The organism is Fluviispira multicolorata (assembly GCF_009208585.1).
GTDB classification, from domain to species: Bacteria; Bdellovibrionota_B; Oligoflexia; order Silvanigrellales; family Silvanigrellaceae; genus Silvanigrella; species Silvanigrella multicolorata.
The window spans coordinates 461,003-485,742 of sequence record NZ_WFLN01000005.1 but is presented as its reverse complement, the minus strand read 5'-3'; the positions used below and the strand labels follow the sequence as shown (position 1 = coordinate 485,742).

At 33.6% G+C, this 24,740-nt stretch carries 21 protein-coding genes; 17 read left to right on the top strand and 4 right to left on the bottom strand.

Going from position 1 to position 24,740, the window contains the following annotated elements:
* The first annotated feature begins 31 nt into the window (after window positions 1–31).
* From GCL57_RS05670 to GCL57_RS05590, 17 genes are all read left to right on the top strand, one after another.
* Complete coding sequence (locus tag GCL57_RS05670) at window positions 32–580, top strand: carboxymuconolactone decarboxylase family protein (RefSeq protein WP_152212334.1); 549 nt, start codon at window positions 32–34, stop codon at window positions 578–580.
* 88 nt (window positions 581–668) lie between these two features.
* Window positions 669–2,168: a catalase gene (locus tag GCL57_RS05665; RefSeq protein WP_152212333.1), complete on the top strand. Its 1,500-nt coding sequence runs from the start codon at window positions 669–671 to the stop codon at window positions 2,166–2,168.
* 21 nt (window positions 2,169–2,189) lie between these two features.
* Window positions 2,190–2,978 (top strand): ZIP family metal transporter, encoded by a 789-nt coding sequence (locus GCL57_RS05660; RefSeq protein ID WP_211363227.1) that lies wholly within the window; start codon window positions 2,190–2,192, stop codon window positions 2,976–2,978.
* A 112-nt stretch (window positions 2,979–3,090) separates the two neighbouring features.
* The gene (purB, locus tag GCL57_RS05655) at window positions 3,091–4,701 is read left to right on the top strand and encodes an adenylosuccinate lyase (protein ID WP_152212331.1); all 1,611 of its coding nucleotides are present in this window, start codon (window positions 3,091–3,093) and stop codon (window positions 4,699–4,701) included.
* Window positions 4,698–5,495: a phosphoribosylformylglycinamidine synthase I gene (gene purQ, locus GCL57_RS05650; protein WP_152212330.1), complete on the top strand. Its 798-nt coding sequence runs from the start codon at window positions 4,698–4,700 to the stop codon at window positions 5,493–5,495. Before purB ends, purQ begins: the two co-directional genes overlap by 4 nt.
* A complete protein-coding gene (locus tag GCL57_RS05645) occupies window positions 5,495–8,023 on the top strand; it encodes an AIR synthase related protein (protein WP_152212328.1) in 2,529 nt (842 codons plus the stop codon). The genes purQ and GCL57_RS05645 overlap by 1 nt, the downstream gene beginning before the upstream one ends.
* Before the next feature lie 2 nt (window positions 8,024–8,025).
* Window positions 8,026–9,513: an amidophosphoribosyltransferase gene (purF, locus tag GCL57_RS05640; protein ID WP_152212326.1), complete on the top strand. Its 1,488-nt coding sequence runs from the start codon at window positions 8,026–8,028 to the stop codon at window positions 9,511–9,513.
* Complete coding sequence (gene purE / locus GCL57_RS05635) at window positions 9,510–10,040, top strand: 5-(carboxyamino)imidazole ribonucleotide mutase (protein ID WP_211363226.1); 531 nt, start codon at window positions 9,510–9,512, stop codon at window positions 10,038–10,040. The genes purF and purE overlap by 4 nt, the downstream gene beginning before the upstream one ends.
* A 14-nt stretch (window positions 10,041–10,054) precedes the next feature.
* Window positions 10,055–11,242: a 5-(carboxyamino)imidazole ribonucleotide synthase gene (locus GCL57_RS05630; RefSeq protein WP_152212324.1), complete on the top strand. Its 1,188-nt coding sequence runs from the start codon at window positions 10,055–10,057 to the stop codon at window positions 11,240–11,242.
* Window positions 11,229–12,014: an orotidine-5'-phosphate decarboxylase gene (gene pyrF, locus GCL57_RS05625; protein WP_152212322.1), complete on the top strand. Its 786-nt coding sequence runs from the start codon at window positions 11,229–11,231 to the stop codon at window positions 12,012–12,014. The genes GCL57_RS05630 and pyrF overlap by 14 nt, the downstream gene beginning before the upstream one ends.
* A gap of 11 nt (window positions 12,015–12,025) precedes the next feature.
* Entirely contained in the window at window positions 12,026–14,365 is a 2,340-nt protein-coding gene (locus tag GCL57_RS05620; RefSeq protein ID WP_152212320.1) for a phosphoribosylaminoimidazolesuccinocarboxamide synthase, read from the top strand.
* Window positions 14,362–14,940, top strand: coding sequence for a formyltransferase family protein (locus tag GCL57_RS05615; protein WP_152212318.1), 579 nt, complete (start codon window positions 14,362–14,364; stop codon window positions 14,938–14,940). The genes GCL57_RS05620 and GCL57_RS05615 overlap by 4 nt, the downstream gene beginning before the upstream one ends.
* On the top strand, window positions 14,937–15,884 hold the full coding sequence (gene purM / locus GCL57_RS05610; RefSeq protein WP_152212317.1) for a phosphoribosylformylglycinamidine cyclo-ligase: 948 nt from the start codon (window positions 14,937–14,939) through the stop codon (window positions 15,882–15,884). The genes GCL57_RS05615 and purM overlap by 4 nt, the downstream gene beginning before the upstream one ends.
* Window positions 15,885–16,193: 309 nt before the next feature.
* Window positions 16,194–16,937 carry a hypothetical protein gene (locus GCL57_RS05605; RefSeq protein ID WP_152212316.1) on the top strand — a complete coding sequence of 248 codons (744 nt, stop codon included), beginning with the start codon at window positions 16,194–16,196 and terminating at the stop codon, window positions 16,935–16,937.
* 238 nt (window positions 16,938–17,175) lie between these two features.
* Window positions 17,176–18,510, top strand: coding sequence for a peptide MFS transporter (locus GCL57_RS05600; RefSeq protein WP_152212314.1), 1,335 nt, complete (start codon window positions 17,176–17,178; stop codon window positions 18,508–18,510).
* Window positions 18,511–18,528: 18 nt separating this feature from the next.
* Entirely contained in the window at window positions 18,529–19,398 is an 870-nt protein-coding gene (locus GCL57_RS05595; protein ID WP_152212312.1) for a mechanosensitive ion channel family protein, read from the top strand.
* Window positions 19,399–19,765: 367 nt separating this feature from the next.
* On the top strand, window positions 19,766–21,097 hold the full coding sequence (locus tag GCL57_RS05590; RefSeq protein WP_161597618.1) for a peptide MFS transporter: 1,332 nt from the start codon (window positions 19,766–19,768) through the stop codon (window positions 21,095–21,097).
* Here GCL57_RS05590 and GCL57_RS05585 read toward each other — a convergent pair.
* From GCL57_RS05585 to GCL57_RS05570, 4 genes are all read right to left on the bottom strand, one after another.
* Window positions 21,094–22,116, bottom strand: coding sequence for a hypothetical protein (locus tag GCL57_RS05585; protein ID WP_152212310.1), 1,023 nt, complete (start codon window positions 22,114–22,116; stop codon window positions 21,094–21,096). The genes GCL57_RS05590 and GCL57_RS05585 overlap by 4 nt on opposite strands.
* Window positions 22,117–22,156: 40 nt before the next feature.
* Window positions 22,157–22,936 carry a dioxygenase family protein gene (locus GCL57_RS05580; protein ID WP_161597617.1) on the bottom strand — a complete coding sequence of 260 codons (780 nt, stop codon included), beginning with the start codon at window positions 22,934–22,936 and terminating at the stop codon, window positions 22,157–22,159.
* Window positions 22,937–22,950: 14 nt separating this feature from the next.
* Window positions 22,951–23,466 carry a hypothetical protein gene (locus GCL57_RS05575; protein WP_152212307.1) on the bottom strand — a complete coding sequence of 172 codons (516 nt, stop codon included), beginning with the start codon at window positions 23,464–23,466 and terminating at the stop codon, window positions 22,951–22,953.
* 89 nt (window positions 23,467–23,555) lie between these two features.
* Window positions 23,556–24,638 (bottom strand): M12 family metallopeptidase, encoded by a 1,083-nt coding sequence (locus GCL57_RS05570; protein ID WP_152212305.1) that lies wholly within the window; start codon window positions 24,636–24,638, stop codon window positions 23,556–23,558.
* Window positions 24,639–24,740 lie beyond the last annotated feature (102 nt).

Sequence of the window (24,740 nt, the reverse complement as noted above, 5' to 3'; positions counted from 1 at the left end):
CGATTTTATTTTAAAAAAAAAGGAAAATGGCATGACAAGACAAATCGTTATTTTATCTTATCTTGAAAAACTAACCGAATTTACAAGCGGAAAAGCAGTGAGTGATTTAAAATTAAATTTTGAAAAACTTACTGATTCAGAAGAACTTTCAAATGAAGAATATGCTCTCCTTTTAATTTCATTAGGAAGGACATTAAAATTTGAATCCTTAGAAATAGTAGCTCAAGAACTTGCAATTCAGTCTCAAATTTCAAATGATATTATAAATGAAGCAAAACAGATTCCTGCAATAATGGGAATGTTAAATACTTACTATAAATTTCGTTTCTTTGTAGAAAAAAATGATGAAAACGCCGCTAAAGAATATGGAATTCCATCTTTACGCATGAATTCTCTTGCAAAACCTTTAATGCCTAAGGAAACTTTTGAACTTATTTCAATAGCAGTAAGTATTTTAAATAGTTGTGAAAAATGTGTTATTGCTCATGAAAAAGCGCTAATGGATTTAAAGGTTTCTAGAACTAAAATTCATGACGTAATGCGGATTGCTGCTGTTGCAAAAGGACTCAACGTCCTTTAAAATTTTAAATAATGATTTTTTGTTCCTTTAAATTGTCACTGCATATTTTGCAATCGAAACAGAAAATAGTTATTAAAGGTGGTGTCCAATGTCAGTAAGAAACAAATCCAAAGTAACAGCTTCTCCAAAAGGTAAACTTCATCAGACAATTTCAACAAATTCGGGCGCACCCATTCCAAGCAATGAACACTTACTGACAGCTGGAGATAGAGGCCCTGCTCTTTTACAAGATTACTTTTTCATAGAAAAAATAGCTCATTTTGACAGAGAACGCATACCCGAAAGAGTTGTGCATGCAAAAGGCGCAGGTGCTTTTGGATATTTTGAAGTCACACACGAAGTGTCAAAATATACAAAAGCTGATTTCTTAAGAGAAGTTGGATTAAAGACAGATATTTTTGTGCGTTTTTCCACTGTGGGAGGAGAAAAAGGGTCATCTGATTTTGACAGAGATCCAAGAGGATTTGCCATCAAATTTTACACTCAAGAAGGTAACTACGATCTTGTTGGCAATAATTTACCTGTTTTTTTTATAAGAGATCCACTTAAATTTCCTGACATGGTACACACTCATAAAAGAAATCCACAATCAAATTTAAAAGATGCAAATGCCTTTTGGGACTTTAATTCTTTGAGTCCCGAGACAGTGCATATGTTAACGATGCTCTTCTCCGACAGAGGAACACCAAAAACCTATCGAAATATGCATGGTTTCGGTGTTCACACTTTTAAATTTGTTAATAAGAAAAATGAAAGTTTCTTTATCAAATGGCATCTTAAAACGGATGCAGGAATTCAAACATATTCAGCAAGCGAAGCTGCACACGCCGATGTTGATGGTGCCACTCGAGATCTTTTTGAACATATTAAAAAAGGTGGTAAGGCGACTTGGAAAGTATATATTCAAGTTATGCCCACAAAAGAAGCGAATACTTATAAATACAATCCTTTCGATCCAACAAAAGTCTGGTTATATTCAGACTATCCGCTTATTCCAGTAGGAAAACTCATCTTAAATAGAAATCCAGAAAATTTCTTTCAGGATGTAGAACAAGCAGCATTTACTCCTGCTAATTTAGTTCCCGGTATCGAGGCTTCCCCGGACAAACTGTTACAGGGCCGTATTTTTTCTTATGCAGACACCCAACGCCACCGTTTAGGTCCAAATTATGCACTCCTTCCCGTCAACTGCCCCTATTCTAAAAAAATTTCAAACTACCAACGAGATGGAGCAATGCGAATTGATGGAAATGGAGGTTCAACAATAAATTACTCACCTAACAGCTATGGAGGTCCTCGCTCCAATCCTTTAACCACAGAACAACCCATTGCATTGGTTGGCAACAGCGGCAGAACAGAGTATCCAAAGAAAGACGACTTTGTACAAGCGGGTTTACTTTATGAAGTTTTTTCAGAGGAAGAAAAGAAAGCTCTAACCTCAAACATTGCTGGACATATGAAACCTGTTGAAAAGGAAATCAAAGTCCGCCAGCTTAGTTACTTTTATCAAGCAAATAAAGATTATGCTTTGAGAATTGCTAATATATTAGGAATTTCTGAAAAAGAAATTAAAGCTTATATGTCTTAATGCTAAGGAATAATAAACAGAGTGATTTTATTTTCGAATTCTTTCATTGATCTTATTATTGTTGGGATGGCAGTCACTTTTTTTGCTTCTTGCTTAGGTGCTCTACCCATTTTCTTTGCAAAAAATATTTCTATAAAAGTAAGAGATATTTTAATTGGAATAAGTGCAGGGGTAATGCTTGGAGCCGTGTGCTTTTCTTTATTAAATCCGGCAATTTCTTTAGCTGAAAATAAGTATCATAATAAATTACTCACTGCTGGATTAGTTTCAATCTTTGTCATTATTGGCAGTGTTGGCTTGAGTTTTTTAAATAAAATTATTCCACACGAACATTTTTTAAAAGGAAAAGAAGGAATTGAAAGCAAATCTTTAAAAAGAATTTGGCTTTTTATTTTAGCAATAACAATTCATAATTTTCCAGAAGGCCTTGCAGTCGGAGTCGGACTTGGCAGCGGTGAAATAAATATAGCATTGCCAATTATCATTGGAATTGCATTACAGGATATACCTGAAGGATTAGTTGTTGCATTATCATTAAAGGCTTATGGTTTTTCAAATAAATACGCGATAAATGCAACATTAATTGCCGGTATTGCTGAGTCTATTGGAGCACTTTTGGGCTGCATTGCCACTGGCTTTTCGCATTCTCTATTGCCGGGTGGACTGGCTCTAGCGGGCGGAGCAATGCTTTATGTTATTTGCGGAGAAATGATTCCAGAACTCCATCGTTCAGGAAATGAAGCAAAAGCAACAGCAGGATTTATATTTGGTTTTGTACTTATGATGTTCTTAGATGTTGGTCTCAGTTAGCTATCTTTTTAATCTTTTCACAAAAATATTTAATCCCCCTTGTCCTTAAGTCTAAATTTTTCTAAGAGAAAGTGACCGCGTGAAGAGATAAAATTGAACGGAGGTTCGCATCATGATTGAACGTTATTCCCGCCCAGAAATGAAATCTATCTGGTCTGAAGACTCTAAATATGCATCTTGGGCTGAGGTCGAAAAAGCTCATCTATCTGTACTTATAGAGACGGGCGAAGCTCCTGCAGAAGTCCTCAGCATTTTTGACAATGCTTATAAGTCCAAAAGTCCTTCCGATTATTTAGCTCGAGAGCAAGAAACCGGTCACGATGTAATAGCATTCGTGGCAGAAGTGGGAGACTCAATGGGTGACAAAGGTCACTTTCTCCATAAAGGTCTTACGAGCTCAGATGTACTTGACACCAGTCTTTCCCTTCGCACTCGAAAATCCCTCGAACTTATTACAAACTCACTCCAAAAATTAAGAGAAAACCTTACTAAAAGAGCATTTGAACACACAAATACAGTTTGCATAGGTCGCACTCATGGAATTCATGCAGAACCCATGAGCTTTGGCCAAGTCTTAGCAAGCCATTTTTCTGAATTTCAAAGAGCTCACACTGAAATTATAAATGCGCAAAAAATTATGTCTTTCGGTAAATTATCAGGAGCTGTCGGCACCTATTCACAAATGACTCCTGAGTTTGAATTGTCTGTTTTACAAAAACTCAAATTACAGCCAGAAGCTGTTGCTACTCAAGTTATTCCTCGTGACCGCTTTGTCACAGTTGCGTCAGCCATACTATCAGCAACCAACGCCGTGGATCGCTTTGCAACAAATATGCGCCATTGGGCTCGAACAGAACTGGGTGAAGTTTTAGAACCGTTTGGTAAAAAGCAAAAAGGCAGTTCTGCAATGCCTCATAAAAAAAATCCAATATTAGCAGAAAATCTTTGTGGATTGGCACGCACCATTCGTGGATTCGCAGGTATGCTTTCCGAAAATGTAGCACTTTGGCATGAACGAGACATTTCGCATAGCAGTGTAGAACGCATGGCTCTCCCTGATATTTTTGTCACAGCTGACTTTATGCTTTCTCGTTGCGCAAATCTTGTAGAAGGAATGCAAATTCGCCCCGAAGCAATGCAAGCAAACCTTTGGAAATCAGGTGGATTGTGGGCAAGCCAAAGTGTGTTGACAGCTCTTGTGACAAGCGGAATGAACAGAACGGAAGCTTATGAACTTGTACAAAGTATAGCTCTGGAAATTTCAGGAAAAGTTGCAACAAATCAAATCAATAAAAAACAATTTCTCGAAGATCTCTTGCAAAATAAAAAAGTGAAAGAAAAAGTTGGAAGTGACAAATTGACAGGGTTATTCGACACAGATCGCTATTTAAGATCTCTACCTGTTACTTTTAAAAGGGTTTTTGGAATAACCCCCGAAGAATATAATCGTAAGAATTCCGAAGCTATCCAGAATAAAGTTCCAGCCCTCCAAAAAATTATCAAAGTAACTGTTGAACTTCTTCCTGATGTCCTTGACACAGAAGCAAAAACGATTGCAAATGACATGCGCTTATCTGGAAATGCTGTAATAGATATGCGCCAACAAAAATGTTTCTTTATTCGTATGCCAGGGAATTCAAACCCAGATTGTATGGATAAATATGCAAGTGAAGTTTTATACAACCCTGTCATTGAGCAGTTCAAGGTTGAGGTTATTCAATGAAAAAAACTCTTCTCCCCGTTTTTCCTGGAACAAATTGCGAAAAAGAATCGCTTTTATGGATCGCTGACAATCTCGAATCAAAAGCAGAATTTCTCGATCTGAGTAAACATTCTACTTTAAAAGCAGATGATATCGACGCAATATTTGTTCCTGGTGGATTCAGTTATGGTGACTATTTAAGAGCGGGCGCAATTGCAGCTCGCTCCGATGAAATGGCCTTTGTGAAAAAAAGAGCCGTGGAAGGAGTTGCCGTATTAGGAATTTGCAATGGATTTCAAATATTATGCGAAACGGGCTTGTTACCAGGCGCTTTGGTCAAAAATATCACGCGCCGGTATCATCATTTTCCAGTGTCTATTCGCATTGAAACTGCTTACATAAACAAAAGTAACAGCAATAAAAAATGTGTTTGGATTCCTGAATTCAATGAAAATGAACAAGAAGAAGTGCAAAAAGAATTTACAACTGAATTCAGCGTGCCTATGTCTTGTGGTATGGGAAATTGGATTGCTCCAGTTAATGAATCTGATAAAAATATTGCTGAAAATAATGCAGTTATTTATTACAACCACAATGAAAATGGCAGTTATAAATCAATTGCAGGAATAACAAATCAAGCTGGTAATATTTTAGGAATGATGCCGCACCCTGAAAGGGCCTCCGACTCCGCAGTTGGTGGAGTGGATGGTCTCATTTTTTTATTAGGAATTTCACAATCTCGAAATATTAAAATTCGAGCTGGAAGTGAATTAGAAAAATTTGCTGAAAAAATAAAAATGGGGAGAACTCATTGATGTCCAAAAAAAACCTTATCACAAATGAATTTCTAGAATTGGCTACTCACTACGGATTAAACAACGAAGAAGCCGCCGCATTTTACAATAAACTAGGTCGTATACCTTCCAAAGAAGAACTTGCCGTCTGTGGCGCTTTGTGGAGTGAGCATTGCTCCTATAAATCCTCACGAGCTCATTTAAAACGCTTTCACACTGAAGAACCATGGGTGTTACAAGGCCCAGGTGAAAATGCGGGCGTTGTCGCAATTAATAAAAACTTTGGCATTGCCTTTAAAATGGAATCACACAACCATCCAAGCTACTTAGAGCCTTATCAAGGGGCTGCAACGGGGGTGGGTGGTATTTTACGTGACGTATTCTGTATGGGTGCTAACCCAATTGCAAGTTTAAACTGCTTACGCTTTGGTGAGGGGACTTGGAATGCAACTTTGTTACGTGACACGGTACGTGGAATTGGTGACTATGGAAATTGTGTTGGAGTCCCAACTGTAACGGGAGATATCAGCTTTCATCACAATTATAATAAGAATATTTTAGTAAATGCATTTACGGCTGGAATAATTCATAAAGATAAAATATTTAGAGGAATACTTTCCGATGCAAGTGAAGATCAAGTCGCTTCACTTAAAAATAAAACAAAAGAAATTCTTCCTCAATTAAAAATAAACTCTGAAGTAACAAAAGAAATAGAGTCCATTTTGTTACCTGAAGGTGAGAATATTTTAATTTATTTTGGTTCTGCAACGGGTCGTGACGGGGTGCATGGAGCAACCATGAGTAGCTCCGAGTTTTCGAGCGGGGGAACAACTTTAAAACCAACTGTTCAAGTGGGTGACCCTTTTGCTGAAAAAGTATTACTCGAAGCAACACTTTCCATCATCGAGAAAAAACTTGCCATAGGATTGCAAGACATGGGTGCAGCGGGTTTAACCTCAAGCTCTGTTGAAATGGCGGGTCGCTCGGGCTGTGGTGTCGCTCTCGATCTTGCAAAAGTTCCTCAACGAGCTAGCAATATGCAAGCGTGGGAAATTCTCTTAAGCGAATCTCAAGAACGTATGCTGTGCGCCGTTAAACCTGAAAATTTAAATGAAGTTTTAGCTGAACTTAAAAAGTTTAACCTTTCCTATGCAGAAATCGGCAAAGTAAATAGAACAGGTTTATTTGTTTGCATATTCGACAATCAAATAGTAACAGCAACTCCAATTCCAATACTCATTGAAGATGTCCCTCGTTATAATTTGCCAATCCAAAACAAGGATGAATATTTAAAGAATCACAGTGTTATTCATAACGAAACAAGCGAAAAAATTTGGTTAGGTGAAGCAACACAAGGCAAACCTTCATTGTCGCTGAATGCACAAAATCTCAGTGCTCATAATGACATTTTATCTGGAATTAATTTAGAAAATTTAGTTGAGAAATATCCAAATTTAATTGAACATTTATTTGCCCACCCTGCAAATGCAAAACGTTCTCCAGTTTATCACAATTACTGCTCTACAGTTCAAGGAAATACTGTGGCAGGCTGTGGTGCAATGCAATCAGCTGCAGCAGGTGTGGTACGACTTCCTCACTATGCACAAGAAAAAGATAAAAACAATAACGTAACAAAAACAGGGATTGCAATTTCAGGCGGCTGCGATGAGCGCTGGGTTGAAATAGATCCCTTTAATGGCTCTGCACTGTCAGCCCTAAAAGTGGCTCGTAAAATTGTCGCGACAGGGGGAGTTCCTCTTGCTATGACGGACTGTCTTAACTTTGGCAGCCCTCGCTCTGCCGAAGTCATGCGACAGTTTTCAGATGCTGTTGATGGCATTAATCTAGTTGCAAAAGAATTACATATTCCAATTGTAAGTGGAAATGTGAGCTTAAATAATCAAACATCTGGAAATCCAATTCCACCTACTCCCATGATCGGAATGGTAGGTCGCATTGATGACGTAACAAAGGTTCCATTATTTTCATTACCATCTCGTTACTTTGAAAAATCAGAAAATAAATCTATTTTTTTAATACATATTTCTGACAATAAAGCCAGCGAGCTTTCTAGTTATAAAGCTTCACAAACTGCTTGGATTCTAGGAAAAGCCAACTCCCATTGCCCTGAACTAAATCTCACAAGCGAAAAAAGTTTATGGAAATACACTCTTTCTGCTATATCCGAAATTAAACCAAAAATATGCTTTCCTGTCGGCCACGGAGGATTACTTGGAAGCTTAATTTCTTGTTCCCTTAGGTCAGAATGTGAGTTAGAGTTAAACGAAAATATTTGGAAGAAATCCAGTCAAGATCTCTTTTCTGAAGGTAATATGGGTTTTATTTTTGGATTCACAAGTAAAGAAGAAACTGAAAAATTCTTACAATTATATTCATCAAATATTTCGTCTGAGTGCGTTGCAATTTTAAAACCTGCAGGCACTTCAATTCAAAAAACTGTCCTTAATTTCAATGCCGTATTTAAACTTTATTCTGGTTCATTAAAGCGTTATTTTGATACACTTTCTTGCGAATATAAGGAAAAATAAACATGTGTGGTGTTTTTGGAGTTACGAATGCAGAAAACGCCTCAAAAATAGCATATCTTGGCCTCTTTGCTCTTCAGCATAGAGGACAAGAAAGTGCTGGAATTTCTACTATTGATGAAGAAAAACTTCCTCATTCTTTCAGAAATTCAGGCTTAGTTTCCGATGTTTTTAAAGAAGAAGAACTTTTAAAACTCAAAGGAAAAAACGCGATTGGACACGTTCGCTACAGCACCTCAGGTGGAAATTTAGGTGCAAATATCCAACCTATTACGGCACGTATTGGTGGAGTTCCTGTCTCTCTTTCTCACAATGGAAACATTGTAAACTCAGAAGATCTTCGACAAAATCTCGAAAAAAATGGCGCTATTTTACAAGGTACGGCAGATACTGAGCTGGTCCTGCATCTGATGGCACGAAGTACCAAAGAAACCTTTATTGAACGTTTAAGAGAAGCCTTTGAAAAATTAGCAGGGGCTTTTTCTTTGCTTATTTTAACTCCTACGCACCTTTATGCTGTAGTAGATGCCTGTGGTTATAGACCCCTCTCTCTTGGACAATTGCCAACTGAAAAAGGTGAAAAAAGCAGTTGGGTTCTTTCAAGTGAAACCTGCGCTATGGATTTAGTAGGAGCAGAATTTATACGAGATATTGTTCCTGGAGAAATACTTTCGATTGATTTAGCAACAGGTCATAATGAAAGTTGTTACTTTAATATGAGTGCATTCCAAAGCAAAAATAAACAGAAAGCCAAATGTATTTTTGAGCATGTTTATTTTGCTCGTCCTGACAGCCTTGTCTGGAATATTCCAGCCCACGATGCGCGCTTTGCCATGGGTGAAGAGCTTGCCCACATAAGCCCTGTAGAAGCCGACATGGTCATAGCTATCCCTGACAGTGGCGTCCCTATGGCTATGGGTTACGCCAACGCCTCAGGAATTCCATTCAAAATTGGTTTAATTCGCAACCATTATGTAGGTCGTACTTTTATTGAACCCACACAAAATGTGAGAAATTTTAGGGTTCGTCTTAAACTCAACCCCGTACGTGAAACAGTCCGAGGCAAAAGAATAATCGTTATCGATGATAGCATTGTGCGCGGGACAACCTCACGAAAAATCATAGAATTACTCAGAGAAGCAGGTGCAAAAGAGGTTCATATGCGAATTTCTTCTCCACCAGTAAAGTTTCCTTGCTTTTATGGAATAGACACTCCCAAAAGAAAAGAATTACTCGCCCAGCATATGACTCCAAAAGAAATGAATGAATTTTTAAAATCCGACTCTCTAGAATTCTTATCAGAAGATAGTCTTTTATCTGTCATGAATAAATTTCAAAATAAAAACAGATATAAGGTAACAAATTTCTTTCATGAAGAAAAATCAGAAAGTGCAAATGGTGGATGGTGCACTGCTTGTTTCTCTGGTGATTATCAAGATATCACGGCGCAAAAAATCGCATGTCCAGAAAACTTTGGGGATAAAATAGCATGACAATAAATTCTTGCATCAGCATTATTATGGGGAGTCATTCCGACTACGAAACATTAAAAAGTGCGGAAGATATTTTAATTGAATTTACTATCCCATATGAAATTCAAGTTATGAGTGCTCATAGAACTCCCGAACTCATGTATGAATTTGCAAAATCAGCCCGTGAAAAGGGAATTAAAATTATAATTGCAGGAGCAGGTGGCGCTGCGCATTTACCTGGAATGGTGAGCGCTTTAACCACTCTACCCGTACTCGCTGTGCCTATTCAATCAAAAGCTTTAAATGGCATGGACAGTCTTCTCTCAATCGTTCAAATGCCGGGTGGAATTCCAACAGCTACTTTTGCAATTGGCAATGCCGGAGCAACAAATGCGGCTCTCTTTGCTCTACAAATTCTTTCTCTTGAAAATAAAGATCTCGAACAATCCCTTGCACTTTGGCGTAAAAAAAGAGCTCAATTGGCACTTGATGGTAACAAAATTGTTCAAGAAAAAATAAGCTCCTCAGTTTTTAAACATCAGCTTTAAGGAAAACCGAAAAGATGAAAACAGTTGGGGTTTTAGGTGGTGGACAGTTGGGCTGTATGCTTGCTGATGCGCTTTTTAAGCTTGGTGCAAAAGTTCAATTTTATGATCCTGATCCCACTTCTCCTGCGTATTTTAGAACTCAAAGTTTTGTTCAAGGCGGCTGGGAAGATAAAAAAAAATTAGAAGAGTTCTTTGCAACATCTGATATTGTTACTTATGAATTTGAAAATGTTTCGGTTAACTTACTCGAAGAAATTGTTCAAAAAACAGGGACTCAACTCTTCCCTTCAGCGCAGGTTTTAGCAACCACACAAAATAGATATTTAGAGAAAACATTTCTAAAAAATAATGACTTTCCTGTCTGCCAATTTGCACTTGCAAAAAATATACATGAAGCCAACATCATTTCTCAAAAATTTAACTTCCCTTACATTATAAAAACAGCAACAGGTGGTTATGATGGAAAAGGACAGTGGCTCATTAAAAATAAAGAAGATTTTGAAAGTTTTATAAAAGAAATTTCAATAAAATTTGTTGAAATTATTTTTGAAGAAAAAATACAAATTGAACTTGAAGCAAGCTGTATCGTTGCGCGCAATTCAAATAACAAGGCTGTATGCTTACCCGTATTTGAAAATGTACACAAGAATCATATTTTATATAATACAACTCTCCCCGCACATTTACCAATTTCAGTTCAAGAAAAATTAAAATCTATCGCTCTAAAAGCTGCTAATAAATTAAATGTAACAGGACTTTTAACGACAGAATTCTTTCTATCACGAAAAATAAATCCTTATTATAAATTTGAGTGTATTGAAGGTTATTATATTTATATAAATGAATTTGCACCAAGACCGCACAACTCAGGACATATATCCCTTAATGCCTGCAATATAAGCCAATTTAATGCACTTGCTCACATTTTATTAAATATTCCCTTACAGACACCAAAACTTAATGATGGTTTTTACTGCATGGGAAATCTCTTAGGAGATACTTGGATTGAGCAAGGAAATAAATACCAGCTTAATCTAAATGCGTGGGAAAAGAATCCAGAAGTTATTGATGTTGTTTTATATGGTAAGAGTGAAGCTAAGAAAAATAGAAAAATGGGACATTTTGTGACCCATTCTCTTAACAGAGAACAAAGTATTTTAGATGCAGAAAAATTTAGGAGTGATCTAAATGAAAAATTATAAGAATATAAATTTTTGTCTTGGCATAGATCCAAATCCGACCCAACAAAATTTCGAAAATTTTCGCACAGCTCTCTATGCACATATGGAAATACTCGACTTTTATGGTAATAATTTAAATGATAAAATTCTAAAACCTCAGCTTGCATATTTTCTTTCTTTTGGTAGCAAAGGTATTTCATTGCTTGAAGAATTTGTAAGCAGATATAATGAAAATTATACAATCATTATTGATGCAAAATTCAATGATATTTCGACAACTTTAAAAGCATATCTTCATTTTATTTTTGGTACTTTAAATGCACATGGATTGACAATCAGTCCTTTTTTAGGCGAACAAACTTTGCAATTAGCATTCGAAGAGTGTGCAAAAAAAGCAGATCGCAAAGGACGTGTTTATGTGCTTTGCGCTACAAGTGAAAGTAGCAAAGGAGATCTGTCTTTTATCGATGAAAATTGGAAAAAAACCTTACAAGCCTGCCAAAATTTACGCAATACAGTTTTTTCAGGACAGGAAGATCTCAATAAACTTATTGGCGTTGTTATTGGTGCTAATAGAGAAAATATTCTCTTTTCTGATGAGTTAAAGTCCAGTGAGTTGTCTGTTCTGTCACCGGGTTTAGGAGCGCAAGGAGCTGACTGGAAAATCATAAGTAAGTGTGCTCAACATCCAAATGAAATTACATTTCCAGTGAGTCGAGGAGTTTTTGCGGGTGGAAATATTAATTTAGAACAAATGAAAGACAATTTGGTTGCTATACAACGCTACTTTTAAAGGAATAAGAGATGACTACAGTTCAAAATATTTATATTGGAAAAGTACGTAACAGCGTTGTCCTTGATAACCAAACAAGAATCATACAAACGAGCAGTCGTATTTCTGCATTCGATTTTATTTTCCCATTTGATGTCGAAAAAAAAGCTGAAATTCTCCAAGCTCTTTCTGTTTACTTTTTTCAAAAAACATCTCATATTATTGAAAATAATTTAATCGGCTGTTTAAATGCAACCCATACTTTAGTCAAAGAAGCAAAAGTATTCCCCATTGAAATTATTGTAAGAGGTTTTTTAACAGGAAGCCTTTGGCGCCTTTATCAAAGCAAAGGAGTTGACGGAGTTTATGCAGAATATGGAGTTTATTTGCCGCACAACATGCAGCAAAATCAAAAGTTCGAAAACCCTATTATAACTCCATCAACCAAAGCAGAGAGTGGTCATGACCTGCCTCTTACTTGCGAAAAAGCAGCTGAAATAATTGGAGAAAAAAACTGGGATTATGTTCAAAAAAAAGCGCTTGAATTATTTGCTTTTGGACAACAAGAAGCTCAAAAAAAAGAGCTCATTTTAGTCGATACAAAATATGAAATGGGCTTATATAATAATAAAATAATTTTAGTAGATGAAATCCACACGCCAGACTCTTCTCGTTATTGGCATCAAAAAGATTTAAATTTACAAAATCCAAAGCAACTGTCTAAAGAGTTCTTAAGAGAAGAGTTAATTAAAATCGTTGGAAAACCAGAAGAAATAATTGGTAATCCAGCCGACCATCCTATTTTTAAAAATGTAGACGTAACAAAATCAATTGCAGAAAATATATCAGCTCGCTATCAAGAATTATTTAAAATTTTTGTCGGCGAAATTGATCCTTATGATATTTGTACACCTTGCCTTGTTCCATGGCCTATTTCACCTGAAACGGTTGAAAAATTAATTTCATCTGCAATCATGCCTGAAAATATACTTATCATAGGGAATGGTGGTAGAGATTACTCCTTATTTTCTTCATTCGCAAAACTTCCTGAAGTTAAAACAGTTTATTGTGCGGCTGGAAAAAGAAAATGGGAACATGCAAAATATAAAGAATGTCCCTTTTCCAAAGTGACTGATATTGCTAAATTTGCAAAAGAAAATAATGTTCAACTTGTTATAGCAGGGCCTGAACTTCCAATTGCGCAAGGAATTCATGCTGAATGCCAAAAATATAATATACCAGTTCTCGCTCCTTCTTTGGAGTGTGCATCACTGGAATCTAGTAAAATTATTTGTAAAGAAGTCATACAAGCTGCCGGCATTAAAACGGCTGCATCGACAATTGTTAAATGGAATGACTTAAAAACTCAGTTACTTAATTATTTAAAAAGAGAAGACACAACTCAATTTAAACTGCCTTGTGTGCTTAAATACGATGGACTTGCAGCTGGAAAAGGGGTTTTTGTTTTATTTAATAAAGAAGATGTGCACAATGCACTCATTTCAATTGAACAAAATTTACCAGAATGGGAAAAACTCTCAGCTCAAGTTAAGACTCCAACTTATAGCAAACAAATAAATGCTCCTTGCTTCCTTATAGAAGAAACTTTAATAGGTGAAGAAATATCTGCAATTGCTTTATGTAATGGAGACAGTTTTCGACTTTTACCTATGGCTCGTGACTATAAACGACGCAACAATTCTCAAACAGGCTCAAATACAGGAGGAATGGGTACAGTCAGTCCTGTTCTTTTAAATGAAGAATTATTAGATCAAATAAAAAATACCTTCGCCAAAACATTAAAAGAATTGAGCAAAAGAAAGACTCCATATAAAGGATTTTTATTTGCAGGATTTATGGTTGATAGCGAAAATAAAGCTTGGCTACTTGAATACAATTGTCGCTTAGGCGATCCTGAAACTCAAGTTTTATTACCTGGCTTACAACGAGATTTTTATATTGAAGTATTGAGAACAGCAAAAAATCTTCCCTTTTTAAGTCCAGAAAAATTGGGGGGCGAATTTAATCATGACAAATTAAAACGTATTTTTGTTGTTGCAGCTTCACCGGAATATCCTGAAAAATCAGCTCCTCGTCGAGAGCTTATTTATAAAAATGAATTTAAAAATAATTGTGAATTTATTCCAACTGCTATTGAACCAGATAACTTCACAACGGGAGGGCGTGCTTTTGGTCTATTAGCATGTGGAGAAAACTTTGAAATAGCTCGAAATAAAATTTATACGCAACTTAAAAACTATACTCTAAAAAATCTGGACGGATCATCTTGTGCACCACATTATAGAACAGATATTGGACTTGAGTTTTCTGAAAATGAATTAAATAAAACTATTTTGCGAGATGAAAAATGATTGTTGTTTTTGCAAGTGGATCTGGTACAAATTTTGAAGCGATTGCAACGGCTTTTCCTGAACAGATAATTGCACTTATTTGTAATAAAGAAACTGCACCCGTTATAAATAAAGCACATGCTAAAAATATACCCTGCTTTGTTATTTCTCATAATAAATTTTCTTCACGAGCAGATCATGAAATAGAAATAATAAATAAACTAAAAACTCTAAAAAACATTAAAGTTATTGCTTTAGCAGGCTATATGCGAGTTTTATCACCAACTTTTTTTAAAGAGTTGAAAAAAATAACTCCAACACCTCTTCTCATTAATTTGCATCCAGCCAATTTAGAAAAATATAAAGGTGCTCATGCTTATGAACATGCAGTGGAAAATAAATATAACAAATGGGAATTAACAGTTCATGAAGTCATTGAAGAATTAGACTCTGGTCGCGTTCTCAACTCCACTGAATTTGAAATTTATCCCAATGAATCCTCTGCACAAGTTCAAGCACGCGTTCGTCCACTAGAACATAAACTTTTAATAGACACACTTTCAAAAATTCTATTTACGGAGAGTCTTTCCCAATGACAACTCAAAATTATGAAAAAGCAGGAGTTAATATTGTTGCAGGCGAAAATCTCGTCGAAAAAATAAAAGAGATCAATCCAGCTATCGGTGGTTTTGCAGGGTTATATGCATTTGACGAAGAACGCTCCCTAGTCGCTTGCACAGATGGAGTTGGAACAAAACTTGAACTTGGAATAAAAATGGAGCGCTTTGAAGATCTGGGACAAGATCTCGTGGCAATGAGTGTCAACGATTTAATCGTCTGCGGCGCACGTCCACTTTTCTTTCTAGATTATTTTGCCACAGGAAAGCTTGATGTAAATGTAGCGCATCGTGTTATCAAAGGGATTGTTCGTGCCTGTAAAGAGTCTGGTTGCCTTCTTTTAGGTGGAGAAACAGCAGAAATGCCAGGTTTTTATGACAATAATAAATTCGATCTTGCTGGTTTTGCTGTTGGTGAAGTCTTTAATAATGAAATAATTGATGGTAAAGATATTGTTGAAGGCGATATTATTGTTGGACTGCCAAGCAGCGGCTTTCACGCCAATGGCTACTCACTTGTTCGTAAAATTATGCATGACCATCACATTGATTTAAACTCTCCATTTGCAGATAAAACCATTGGAGATTATCTAACCGAACCAACTCGTCTCTATGTTAAAGATATTTTAAGATTAAAAAAGCAGATGAAAATAAAAGGGATGGCACACATTACGGGTGGCGGACTGACAAATATTAGTCGCATTCTTCCATCACATGTTACTTATTCCATAGAAAAAAATAACATTCCCACACCTCCAATTATAAAATACTTTCAAGAAATAGGAAATATTTCTGAAGAAGAAGCCTTTATTGTTTGGAATATGGGTATGGGTTTCACGCTCATAATTGACAGGAAAGATGTTATAACACTGAAAGAACTTTTACCAGAATCTTTTATTGTTGGAAAAATTTCAAAAAAATAATATAAAATTTGTTAAGACTTCTCTCTAACCAAGCTCATGCCCAAAGAATTTAAAATACAATCATCTTAAAAAGTTAAAGTAAATTTAATAATTTATAGTTTTTTTATTTATTCTTAATAAAAATTACTTCATAAAAATTGATAAATTATAAAATTTGTATTTACTAAATTATATTATTATGTAAATAATTTATCAATTTAGTTTTTCTAAACTTTTATATAGAAAAATTAAATTGATTTTATAAGGTGAAATTAAAATATCAAAATAATCTCATTACCTAATAAATATTTTATATAAAAAGGAACGCATATGAGATACAGTTTAAACAAGTCTGACCTCTTAATTAATAATAAAAATAATTATATCTTTGGCTTTTCTTACGATGAATTGCTTGAAGAAAACATCGATTTTTCAGAAAAAATACTTTCAAAAAATCAATATATATTAAATATCAATAATTTTAATGGAATAAAGAATATTGATATTAAAGATTACCAGTTTTATTGTACTTATGATAAAGAGTATATAAACAAAGAAAAACAGTATGTATTTTTAGGTACTAAAAATATTAAAAATTCACAAACAGAAATTTTATGCAAAGGTCTTTTCTTACCATTTTTAGAAGAAAATATAACAGCCTTCAGCATTCAAAAAAGTGGAATGAATTTAGGACTCGGAATTTCAAAAAATTTAATGCTATTTACCGATAATCTGAGCGGTTGTATTCTTTATTTATTATTTTCAAATACTCATACATATGTATTACATTCAAATTTAAAAGACAAAGTGACAGGAGAAGTTGATTTAACTAAATCAGATATATTTGTTAATAAAATTTCAAAAATATTAAATTGTTATAAAATTAAAAAATTAGACAAGAGTCTTTATTTAAAAGGCTGTGAACACCTTAGAGAAGATAATGTTCTATCAACGTTTGCTTGTATGTTTGTTAAAGAAAACAATTTTTTCACAAAAGATGACATTCATATATTTTATCAAACTGTTAATTTAAAAGGTAGAAATAGCAAAATATTACTAACGGGTTTAATCTAACAACAAATTAATCCTGTTGTTTATTTTTCAAGCATACAGTTTAAATCTTTATATATTTAATCGTACAATTTTAAAAGCCACCCGCTAAATGACAAATGAAAAAGCATTCAATAATAAATAAAATGTACAGCCTATATTTTCTTCTCATTTATTTTGCTAACCTATATGTTTAACTGGCTAGCCTATTCTAATAATCGGAGTTAGCTCTTTATTATATATTTTTTGAAAGATCCGACCAATGAAATATAAACAGCCCAAGGGTATGTATGTTCTAGCATTCACTGAAGTTTTTGAAAGACTCAGCTATTATACACTTTCTTTTTTGCTTGTTCTTTATGCTTCTGCATCAATTGAAAAAGGTGGTTTAGGCTGGAGTAATGAAAATGCTCTTGCACTTGCAGGTTTATATACTATGGCAGCTTTCACGCTTCCCATTTTAGGTTCATTTATTGCCGATATGTTTATTGGGCGCTATAAAGCCGTCATTTTTGGTGGTTTTACAATTATTTTAGGGCACTTTCTTCTTTTATTTTCTGAAAATATAAATTTCTTTTATGCAGGTCTTGCTCTCGTTACATCTGGAACAGGTTTTTTTAAACCTTGTATGCCCGCATTATTAGGACAATTATACTCACAAGATGACAATCGTCGTGAGTCAGGCTTCAGTTGGTATTATTTTGGAATCAATTTAGGAGCCATGGTCGCTGGTATAAGCAGTGGACTTCTCCTACAAAAATTTGGTTTCCGCATTGCCTTAGCCTCTGCAGGAGTTGGCATGATTTTAGGTATGCTTGTTTTCTTTATGGGACGCAAATATCTTGTTCTCGATAAAGTCAATAAAAAATCAAATACTAAACTAAAAGACAGTCATCCTATTACGCGTAAGCAGAAAAAAGCTCTGCTATCACTCATGTTTGCTTTTATCTTTTTTACATTTTGGGCGGTCGTTTATAATCTTGCTCTTTCGGGTACCTTAACTTTATTTATTGAAAATCAGACAAATAAAATTGTATTTAATTATGAAATTCCAACAACATTTTTTCAATCACTTGAAAGTCTGACAATCATATCCTCAACACCTATAATTACTTTTTTCCTTGCAAAAATGGCTCTTCGCAATAAATATCCGCATTTTTTCACACAAATGAATTTTGCAGTTTTACTCTGCTCAATAGCATTATTTTATTTTTCTTATTTAGCATTTATTGGTCAAGGTTTTCTTGCAGGCGAAAAGCCATTCCAATATTATGAAATCGCATTTTTTATAATAATATTTTCAATTAGTGAAACAGTTATTTCACCCGTCATGATGTCAGCAATCAGTATGATTGCTCCATTAAAATTGAAGTCGCTTTTTCAAGCATTTTATTTAGCCACTTTTGGGCTCACAAGTCTTATTGCTGCTAAAATTGGAGCTATTTCACTGAAATCTCCTTTTGAAACTTTTTTAACATTAAGTATTATCATGCTTATTTTAGCAATAATCTATTTCTTCTTAAAGAAAAAAATGATAAAGGCTGCTATGGAATCAGCAAAAGAACAGGCTGCTCTCCACTATGGTAGCAAAAAATAAGTGTTTTAAAGGAATGACATGTATTCGTTTTTACAGGATAAAGATTATGTTCAAAATATCTTTACTTCAGTCATCATATTTTTAACATTACTTGCAATTAGATTTGTAGTTATTAGGCAAATATCACAACTCAAAATCACTCCTGCAGAATCAAAACGAAATATCACAGTCAGAGTGAAAAACGCATTTATTATTATAATTTTTTTCTCGCTTGTTACCATTTGGTCAAGTGAACTCAAAACAATTGCCTTGTCATTCGTCGCAATAGCTGCGGCACTTGCAATTGCGACCAAAGAATTTACTTTGTGTTTTGTAGGAGGCTTTTATAAGTGGATTGCCAAACCATTTTCTGTTGGAGATCGAATAGAAATCGCCTCCTATCGCGGTGATGTGGTCGACTACAAGTTTTTAACAACAACATTGCTTGAAATAGGACCTATCACAAGTCTTTCTCAATATACAGGACGCACATTAATTATTCCAAATAGTGTATATCTAACCTATACTGTTTCACGCGAAAGTCATTTAGAAAAATACATTTTTCATGCATTTATAGTTCCGCTTGCAAGCACTCAAGATTGGCGCCAATGCGAATCTCATCTTCTATTTGCAGCAAAGGAAATAACAACTCCTTATTTAGCTGAAGCAAAAAAATTCTTTAACAGTAAAGACAATGCTTTTGTACTTGGCCCTGCAAGTCTAGAACCAAGAGTTTCCATTTCGCTACCGACTCCAGAACAAATCGACCTCATAGTTCGCATTCCATGCCCTTGCATGCAGACAAATCGAACTCAGCAAGCAATTTTGCGCAGGTACTTAGAACTGTCCTCCCAGGAGGTTAAAATTAGAGCAGATTTAAGAAGCGGCGCAACAATCTTTGAAAATTGAATCATAATTGTATTAAGTACACTTAAAATATAGAAATTTGCTATATCTTTTTGCTATAAAAATTAATTATAATGACTTCATCTTTACGAATTCAAAAAAAATGAGATTTTAATTAAAATTATAAAATTAAAATATTCTTTAATTTTAATTAAACTAAATTTATTATTTCAATAATAACATATATAACTAGCTGATTAATACTTTAGGTTGAAATATTTATTTTGCGATTTTTTTGTATTTACTACAAAATTACAGAGAAAAAAAAGCTTGAAATACTTCTCTCATCCACTAAATTCATATTTGTTAGTAAAAAAATTTTATTTTTGTCCTTCACTTAATTTTTTAATCTTTATACATGAAAGAAAAGATGATGACATTATCACATCCAAAAGGCATGTATGTTCTTGCCATGACCGAAGTTTTTGAGCGTTTAAGCTTTTATACGCTCTCTTTTTTACTTGTTTTATATGCATCAAGCCCTATTTCTGAACATGGATTGGGCTGGAGCAAAGCAAATGCGCTTACCTTAGGTGGTTTATACACATTAGCTGCTTATATTTTTCCCATATTTGGATCATTAATTGCTGATAAATATTTAGGCCATTTTCGCTCAATATTATTTGGTGGTGCAGTCATTATGATCGGGCATTTCTGTATGCTCTTTTCTGCTAATATTAATATTCTCTATTTAGCTTTATTTTTAATTGCATCAGGAACAGCATTTTTTAAGCCTTGCATTCCTGCACTGCTTGGTAATTTATACAAATGGAATGATCCTCGCAGAGAATCTGGATATTGTTGGTATTATTGTGGAATTAATTTAGGAATCATGCTTGCGGGAGTTATTGGTGGACTTTTATTGCAACAGTATGGCTATCATATTGCTTTAACCTCAGCAGGATTTGGAATGGCAATTGGTATTTCATTATTTTATTTTGGTAGAAAATATTTAGTATTTAATTCTGCAAAAAGCGTAAATTTAAAAATAATAGTACCTAAAATGACTCAAAAACAAAGTAAAGCACTTTATATGCTCATACTCTCAATTGCTTTCTTTGCACTCTGGGCAGTTATCTATAATTTAAGTGCTTCAGGAACTCTCTCACTTTTTATAGAGCATCACACACATAAAACAGTATTTAATTATAATATACCAGTGACATTTTTCTCTGCACTTGAAGGTTTGACAATCATGATCACTACACCAATTATTACCTACTTTCTTGCACGTCGTTCTCTCAAAAATAGATATCCACACTTTTTTTCACAAATGAATTTTGCTTTATTTGTATGCGTATGTGGATTATTTTATTTCACTCTTTTAACATTAAAATTTGACAATCAAGCATTTATGCCAAAACCTTTTCAATATTATGAAATTGCACTTTTTCTTATTATTTTCTCTGTAAGTGAGACAATCATAAATCCTGTTATTATGTCTGCTATCAGTATAATTGCACCGCAAAACTACAAATCATTTTTTCAATCTATTTACTTATCTTGCTATGGAATTACAGGACTGATTGCTGCTAAAATTGGCTCCTATGCAATTGAAAAACCATTTTACATATATTTATCCATTACAATTTTTATGGCAGGCGCTGCAATCATATTCTTTTTCATAAAACCTAAGATGATCGAAATTGTGAATGCGGCACACCAAGAAAAGAAAAATACACTCAAACAAAGTGCTGCTTAAAGTATGGTCATTATTCGTTCTACTAAAACCACTCTATTGTTAGATTCAATAATTGGTTCATGAAATATCAAAGTATGATGACCTTCTATCTCCTGTGAAAAATATTTTTTTAACTTTTCTGAAAATGCAACGTCATTAACAAGTGAATATTCAAAGAGCAATGACAATTGCACATCAGTTAAATAAGTAGCAAAATTTTCAAATATCAGTTTGGCAGTTGCAAAATCAACGTATGGATTTGTTTTTATTTGTTCCTCCCCAAATTTCTGGGTTAAATAAAGCAATCTATTTTCTGGAGATAAAACCATATCAAACATACTTTGTATTGACTGAGAATCATAACAATTTTTATAATTTATAAATTTATCACTGATATATTTTAAATTAACAGGTTTCTTATAGTCTTTAAAATTTTTTAAACTTGCAAGAACTGTATAGTTTACAAAATTACATATATATTCAGAATTATAAAAAATCTTATCGAGCATTTTATAAAATAACACATGAGAAAAATCAACATCATAAACTAAAGAATACTCATACAAACGTATAAAATGTTCTTCATAAAAAAAATTTTCAAATCTTTTATAAATAATCCTAGCAGCTTTATAATCTACAAAAGGCTTGTATCTAATTTTAAGATAGTTTTGTCCATCTCTCGTAAACGCTTTAGGCATAAAAGTGTTAAACATTTTAAAAATCAACTCTTCATTAAAACAATAAGAATAATTCTTTGTAATCTTAATTAAATACGATTTATCTATTTCTTTATGATATTTAGTATGATTTTGTAATGATTCATGAATAAACTGATTAATTTCTAAACAAACAGACTCTGGATTTTTTTGAATTTCATTAAATAATGAACTAAAGTCATTAAAGCCAGCTTTTTCATTTGACTCCTTTTTGATAAAATATTCACTTCTTAAAAATTTATACGCATTTGATTCATTAGATTTTAATGAAAGTAAAAAAATTAAAAAAAAGATTAAATTGTTTAAGAGTTTTTTAATGTACATAATTTTTATTACCTTTAATATTATTATTTTTTAAGATTTCTTAAGAAAGCTCAAAACAGCGCATAGATAAAGTTGAATATTGAAATCCCTCGAAAACAAACTTTATTTTGTCGCTCTCTCTTTTTAAACTCATTGCAAATAAAAGAGGAAGATAATGCTCTACGGTTGGCACAGCTAATTTAGCACAATGTCCAAAATTCTCATAATGAATAAGATCACTTATAGAATTATTTAAGATTGACGCTTTAACTTTTTCATCAAATTCTAACGCCCAATCGTAAGGATTAGCCTCTATTTCTTCTCTTATTCCAGCAAAAGAGTGAACAATATTTCCACTGCCCAAAATAAGCGCTCCTTCATCACGCAAAATATGAAGATTTGAATAAAAATTCACGTGCTCTTCAAGACTTAATTTTTTATTCATACTCAACTGCACCACAGGAATTTGTGCCTTTGGGAATAAATGCGCTAAAACACTCCAAACGCCATGATCAATACCTCTTGCATCGTCAGTGCTTATTTCACCCTGATCATATATTTCTTGAATACGTTTTGACCATTTTTTTGAGCCTTTATACATGTATTTAAACTTATTTAATTTATCCCCAAAGCCAAAAAAATCATACATTATATTAGAATCTTCATTATTTGTTACGATAAATCGATCTACAAACCAATGCGCCGACACACAAAGCAAAACTTTAGGTGGATTTTTTATTAAACGCATTCCCCAAGCGTTTAATGCTTCAGTAAAATTTGACTTCTCTATTGCATTCATAGGAGAGCCATGTCCAATAAATAAAACAGGTTGCGTTCTCAAAATATAATACTCCATCAAGAATGCGTTGTTGACAGAACAATGCGCGAAAGAATATGATAATCTGCTTGATTTCGCAATTCTAAATTTTGATACATTGGCTCTGGTTTTGCACTGTGATTCACAACATGAAAATGAGTGATATGTTCCTTTTGAAATTGACTTTTTATATACAAATACTCATCTATAAGACGGATATCATCAATTATTGCTAAATCTAATTTATCAGTATCTCGTCCATATTGAATGAGCTCTACAATTTGTTTAGCCCAATAAATATTATTTTTACTTTTTTTTTCTTTTCCAAGATCATCAAGCATTTGATGAACTGATTTGCCTGTTTCTTTAACAATCGTGTTATCTTTAAAGCTTGGTGATTTATTATACCAATCATATTTTGGATATATCTTCTCGAGTTCCTTGCGGATCATATTTGCAATGGAGTACATTTGATGAGAGCCACTTGCTATCCGCTTTGCAAGGTAGGTCTTTCCAGCTCCATGCCCATCACCCGAAATAAATATTATTCTCATTTTCGCTCCCATAAATTTATTAAGTATCGTTTAGAAAATAATCTGAATTATAATTTAAAATCAAAATAAGAACAATTTTTATAATATTCTCAATTGATCTCACATCTATCATACTGAGGTGAAAATAAAGTCCCCCATATTACTAAACATACAGGTAAATCCTCTCTTCGATAAGTTAAATACTCAAGATCATACCAGCTAAATATACTGCGAAATGAAATTTTTACATCTACAGATTTTACATTACTTGGTAGAGTAAAAATTGCAGAACTGCCATAGTGCCCCCACCATCCATAATACTCTGGTTTATCCCCATCCAAATGATCATACAAATAATCCATTTGAATCTGAGCATTAAAAAAAGCATTATTTTTAAATTCAATATAGGCAGGAGAAAACTTTTGCGAAACTCCATAAGCTTTAATGAGACCATTTTTATCACCTTCACTTAAATTTTCTTTTGCTCCTAAAACGGCTCCCTCCTTAAGTGGTTTAATTGTGCTCTCGGTTAAATCTATTTTTATATTTTTTCCAAATGAATCATAGCTATAATGCATGATTGAATCATAATCATACTCACCAAAACGAATAGTAGATTCTCTTCTTTTTAAAAAATTATGCATTTTACTTGGATCAATATTTTCTTCGACAATTTTTACAAATTGATCTCTATCAAAACGCGAATGTTCATGGTAAAACCCAAGTAAATGCATTAATTCATGCATAAGTGCAACTCGTTTAAAACATATTCCATTGTCAGAAAGTACAATGGTTTGTTTATAGTTGTTAAAAATTTTTTTAATATTACCAATACCACTTGAGCATTTATTTCCTTTTTCAATGAGTACATAGTTATCATTCTCTTTGATATTTATTTTTTCAATAAATGAAATATCTGCGACTGAGGATAAAGCTTGCATTGCACTTCGCACTTGCGACTTTTCTTCCGCACTAAAATCATTGTCATTAAACTTATATTGAACAATTCCATTGTCCCAAAATAAAATATCTTCTACAGGAGCATTTCTTTTTGACTTTCTGTTTACTAAAGTCTTTGAATTGAGATTTGTTATTGGATAAGTTGTTTCAATAGGAGAAGCAAATAAATGTGAACATTCTAAAGTGAATATAAGACCTATAATAAAAAAATTCCGTAATTTTTTTCTTGACATGCTAAAATCCCTAAATAAATAAAATTGCACTATATTTAATCAAATACTATGATAAATTATAAAAATATAGAACTTTCTATATTTAGTTTTTTTTATTAATAT

Coding starts and splice junctions, on each gene's coding strand:
- purM (WP_152212317.1), top strand. CDS start 14,937: ATGACAACTCAAAATTATGAAAAAGCAGGAGTTAATATTGTTGCAGGC.
- GCL57_RS05615 (WP_152212318.1), top strand. CDS start 14,362: ATGATTGTTGTTTTTGCAAGTGGATCTGGTACAAATTTTGAAGCGATT.
- GCL57_RS05605 (WP_152212316.1), top strand. CDS start 16,194: ATGAGATACAGTTTAAACAAGTCTGACCTCTTAATTAATAATAAAAAT.
- purB (WP_152212331.1), top strand. CDS start 3,091: ATGATTGAACGTTATTCCCGCCCAGAAATGAAATCTATCTGGTCTGAA.
- GCL57_RS05600 (WP_152212314.1), top strand. CDS start 17,176: ATGAAATATAAACAGCCCAAGGGTATGTATGTTCTAGCATTCACTGAA.
- GCL57_RS05575 (WP_152212307.1), bottom strand. CDS start 23,466: ATGAGAATAATATTTATTTCGGGTGATGGGCATGGAGCTGGAAAGACC.
- GCL57_RS05590 (WP_161597618.1), top strand. CDS start 19,766: ATGATGACATTATCACATCCAAAAGGCATGTATGTTCTTGCCATGACC.
- GCL57_RS05665 (WP_152212333.1), top strand. CDS start 669: ATGTCAGTAAGAAACAAATCCAAAGTAACAGCTTCTCCAAAAGGTAAA.
- GCL57_RS05585 (WP_152212310.1), bottom strand. CDS start 22,116: ATGTACATTAAAAAACTCTTAAACAATTTAATCTTTTTTTTAATTTTT.
- GCL57_RS05595 (WP_152212312.1), top strand. CDS start 18,529: ATGTATTCGTTTTTACAGGATAAAGATTATGTTCAAAATATCTTTACT.
- GCL57_RS05670 (WP_152212334.1), top strand. CDS start 32: ATGACAAGACAAATCGTTATTTTATCTTATCTTGAAAAACTAACCGAA.
- purQ (WP_152212330.1), top strand. CDS start 4,698: ATGAAAAAAACTCTTCTCCCCGTTTTTCCTGGAACAAATTGCGAAAAA.
- GCL57_RS05570 (WP_152212305.1), bottom strand. CDS start 24,638: ATGTCAAGAAAAAAATTACGGAATTTTTTTATTATAGGTCTTATATTC.
- GCL57_RS05620 (WP_152212320.1), top strand. CDS start 12,026: ATGACTACAGTTCAAAATATTTATATTGGAAAAGTACGTAACAGCGTT.
- GCL57_RS05630 (WP_152212324.1), top strand. CDS start 10,055: ATGAAAACAGTTGGGGTTTTAGGTGGTGGACAGTTGGGCTGTATGCTT.
- purF (WP_152212326.1), top strand. CDS start 8,026: ATGTGTGGTGTTTTTGGAGTTACGAATGCAGAAAACGCCTCAAAAATA.
- GCL57_RS05645 (WP_152212328.1), top strand. CDS start 5,495: ATGTCCAAAAAAAACCTTATCACAAATGAATTTCTAGAATTGGCTACT.
- pyrF (WP_152212322.1), top strand. CDS start 11,229: ATGAAAAATTATAAGAATATAAATTTTTGTCTTGGCATAGATCCAAAT.
- purE (WP_211363226.1), top strand. CDS start 9,510: ATGACAATAAATTCTTGCATCAGCATTATTATGGGGAGTCATTCCGAC.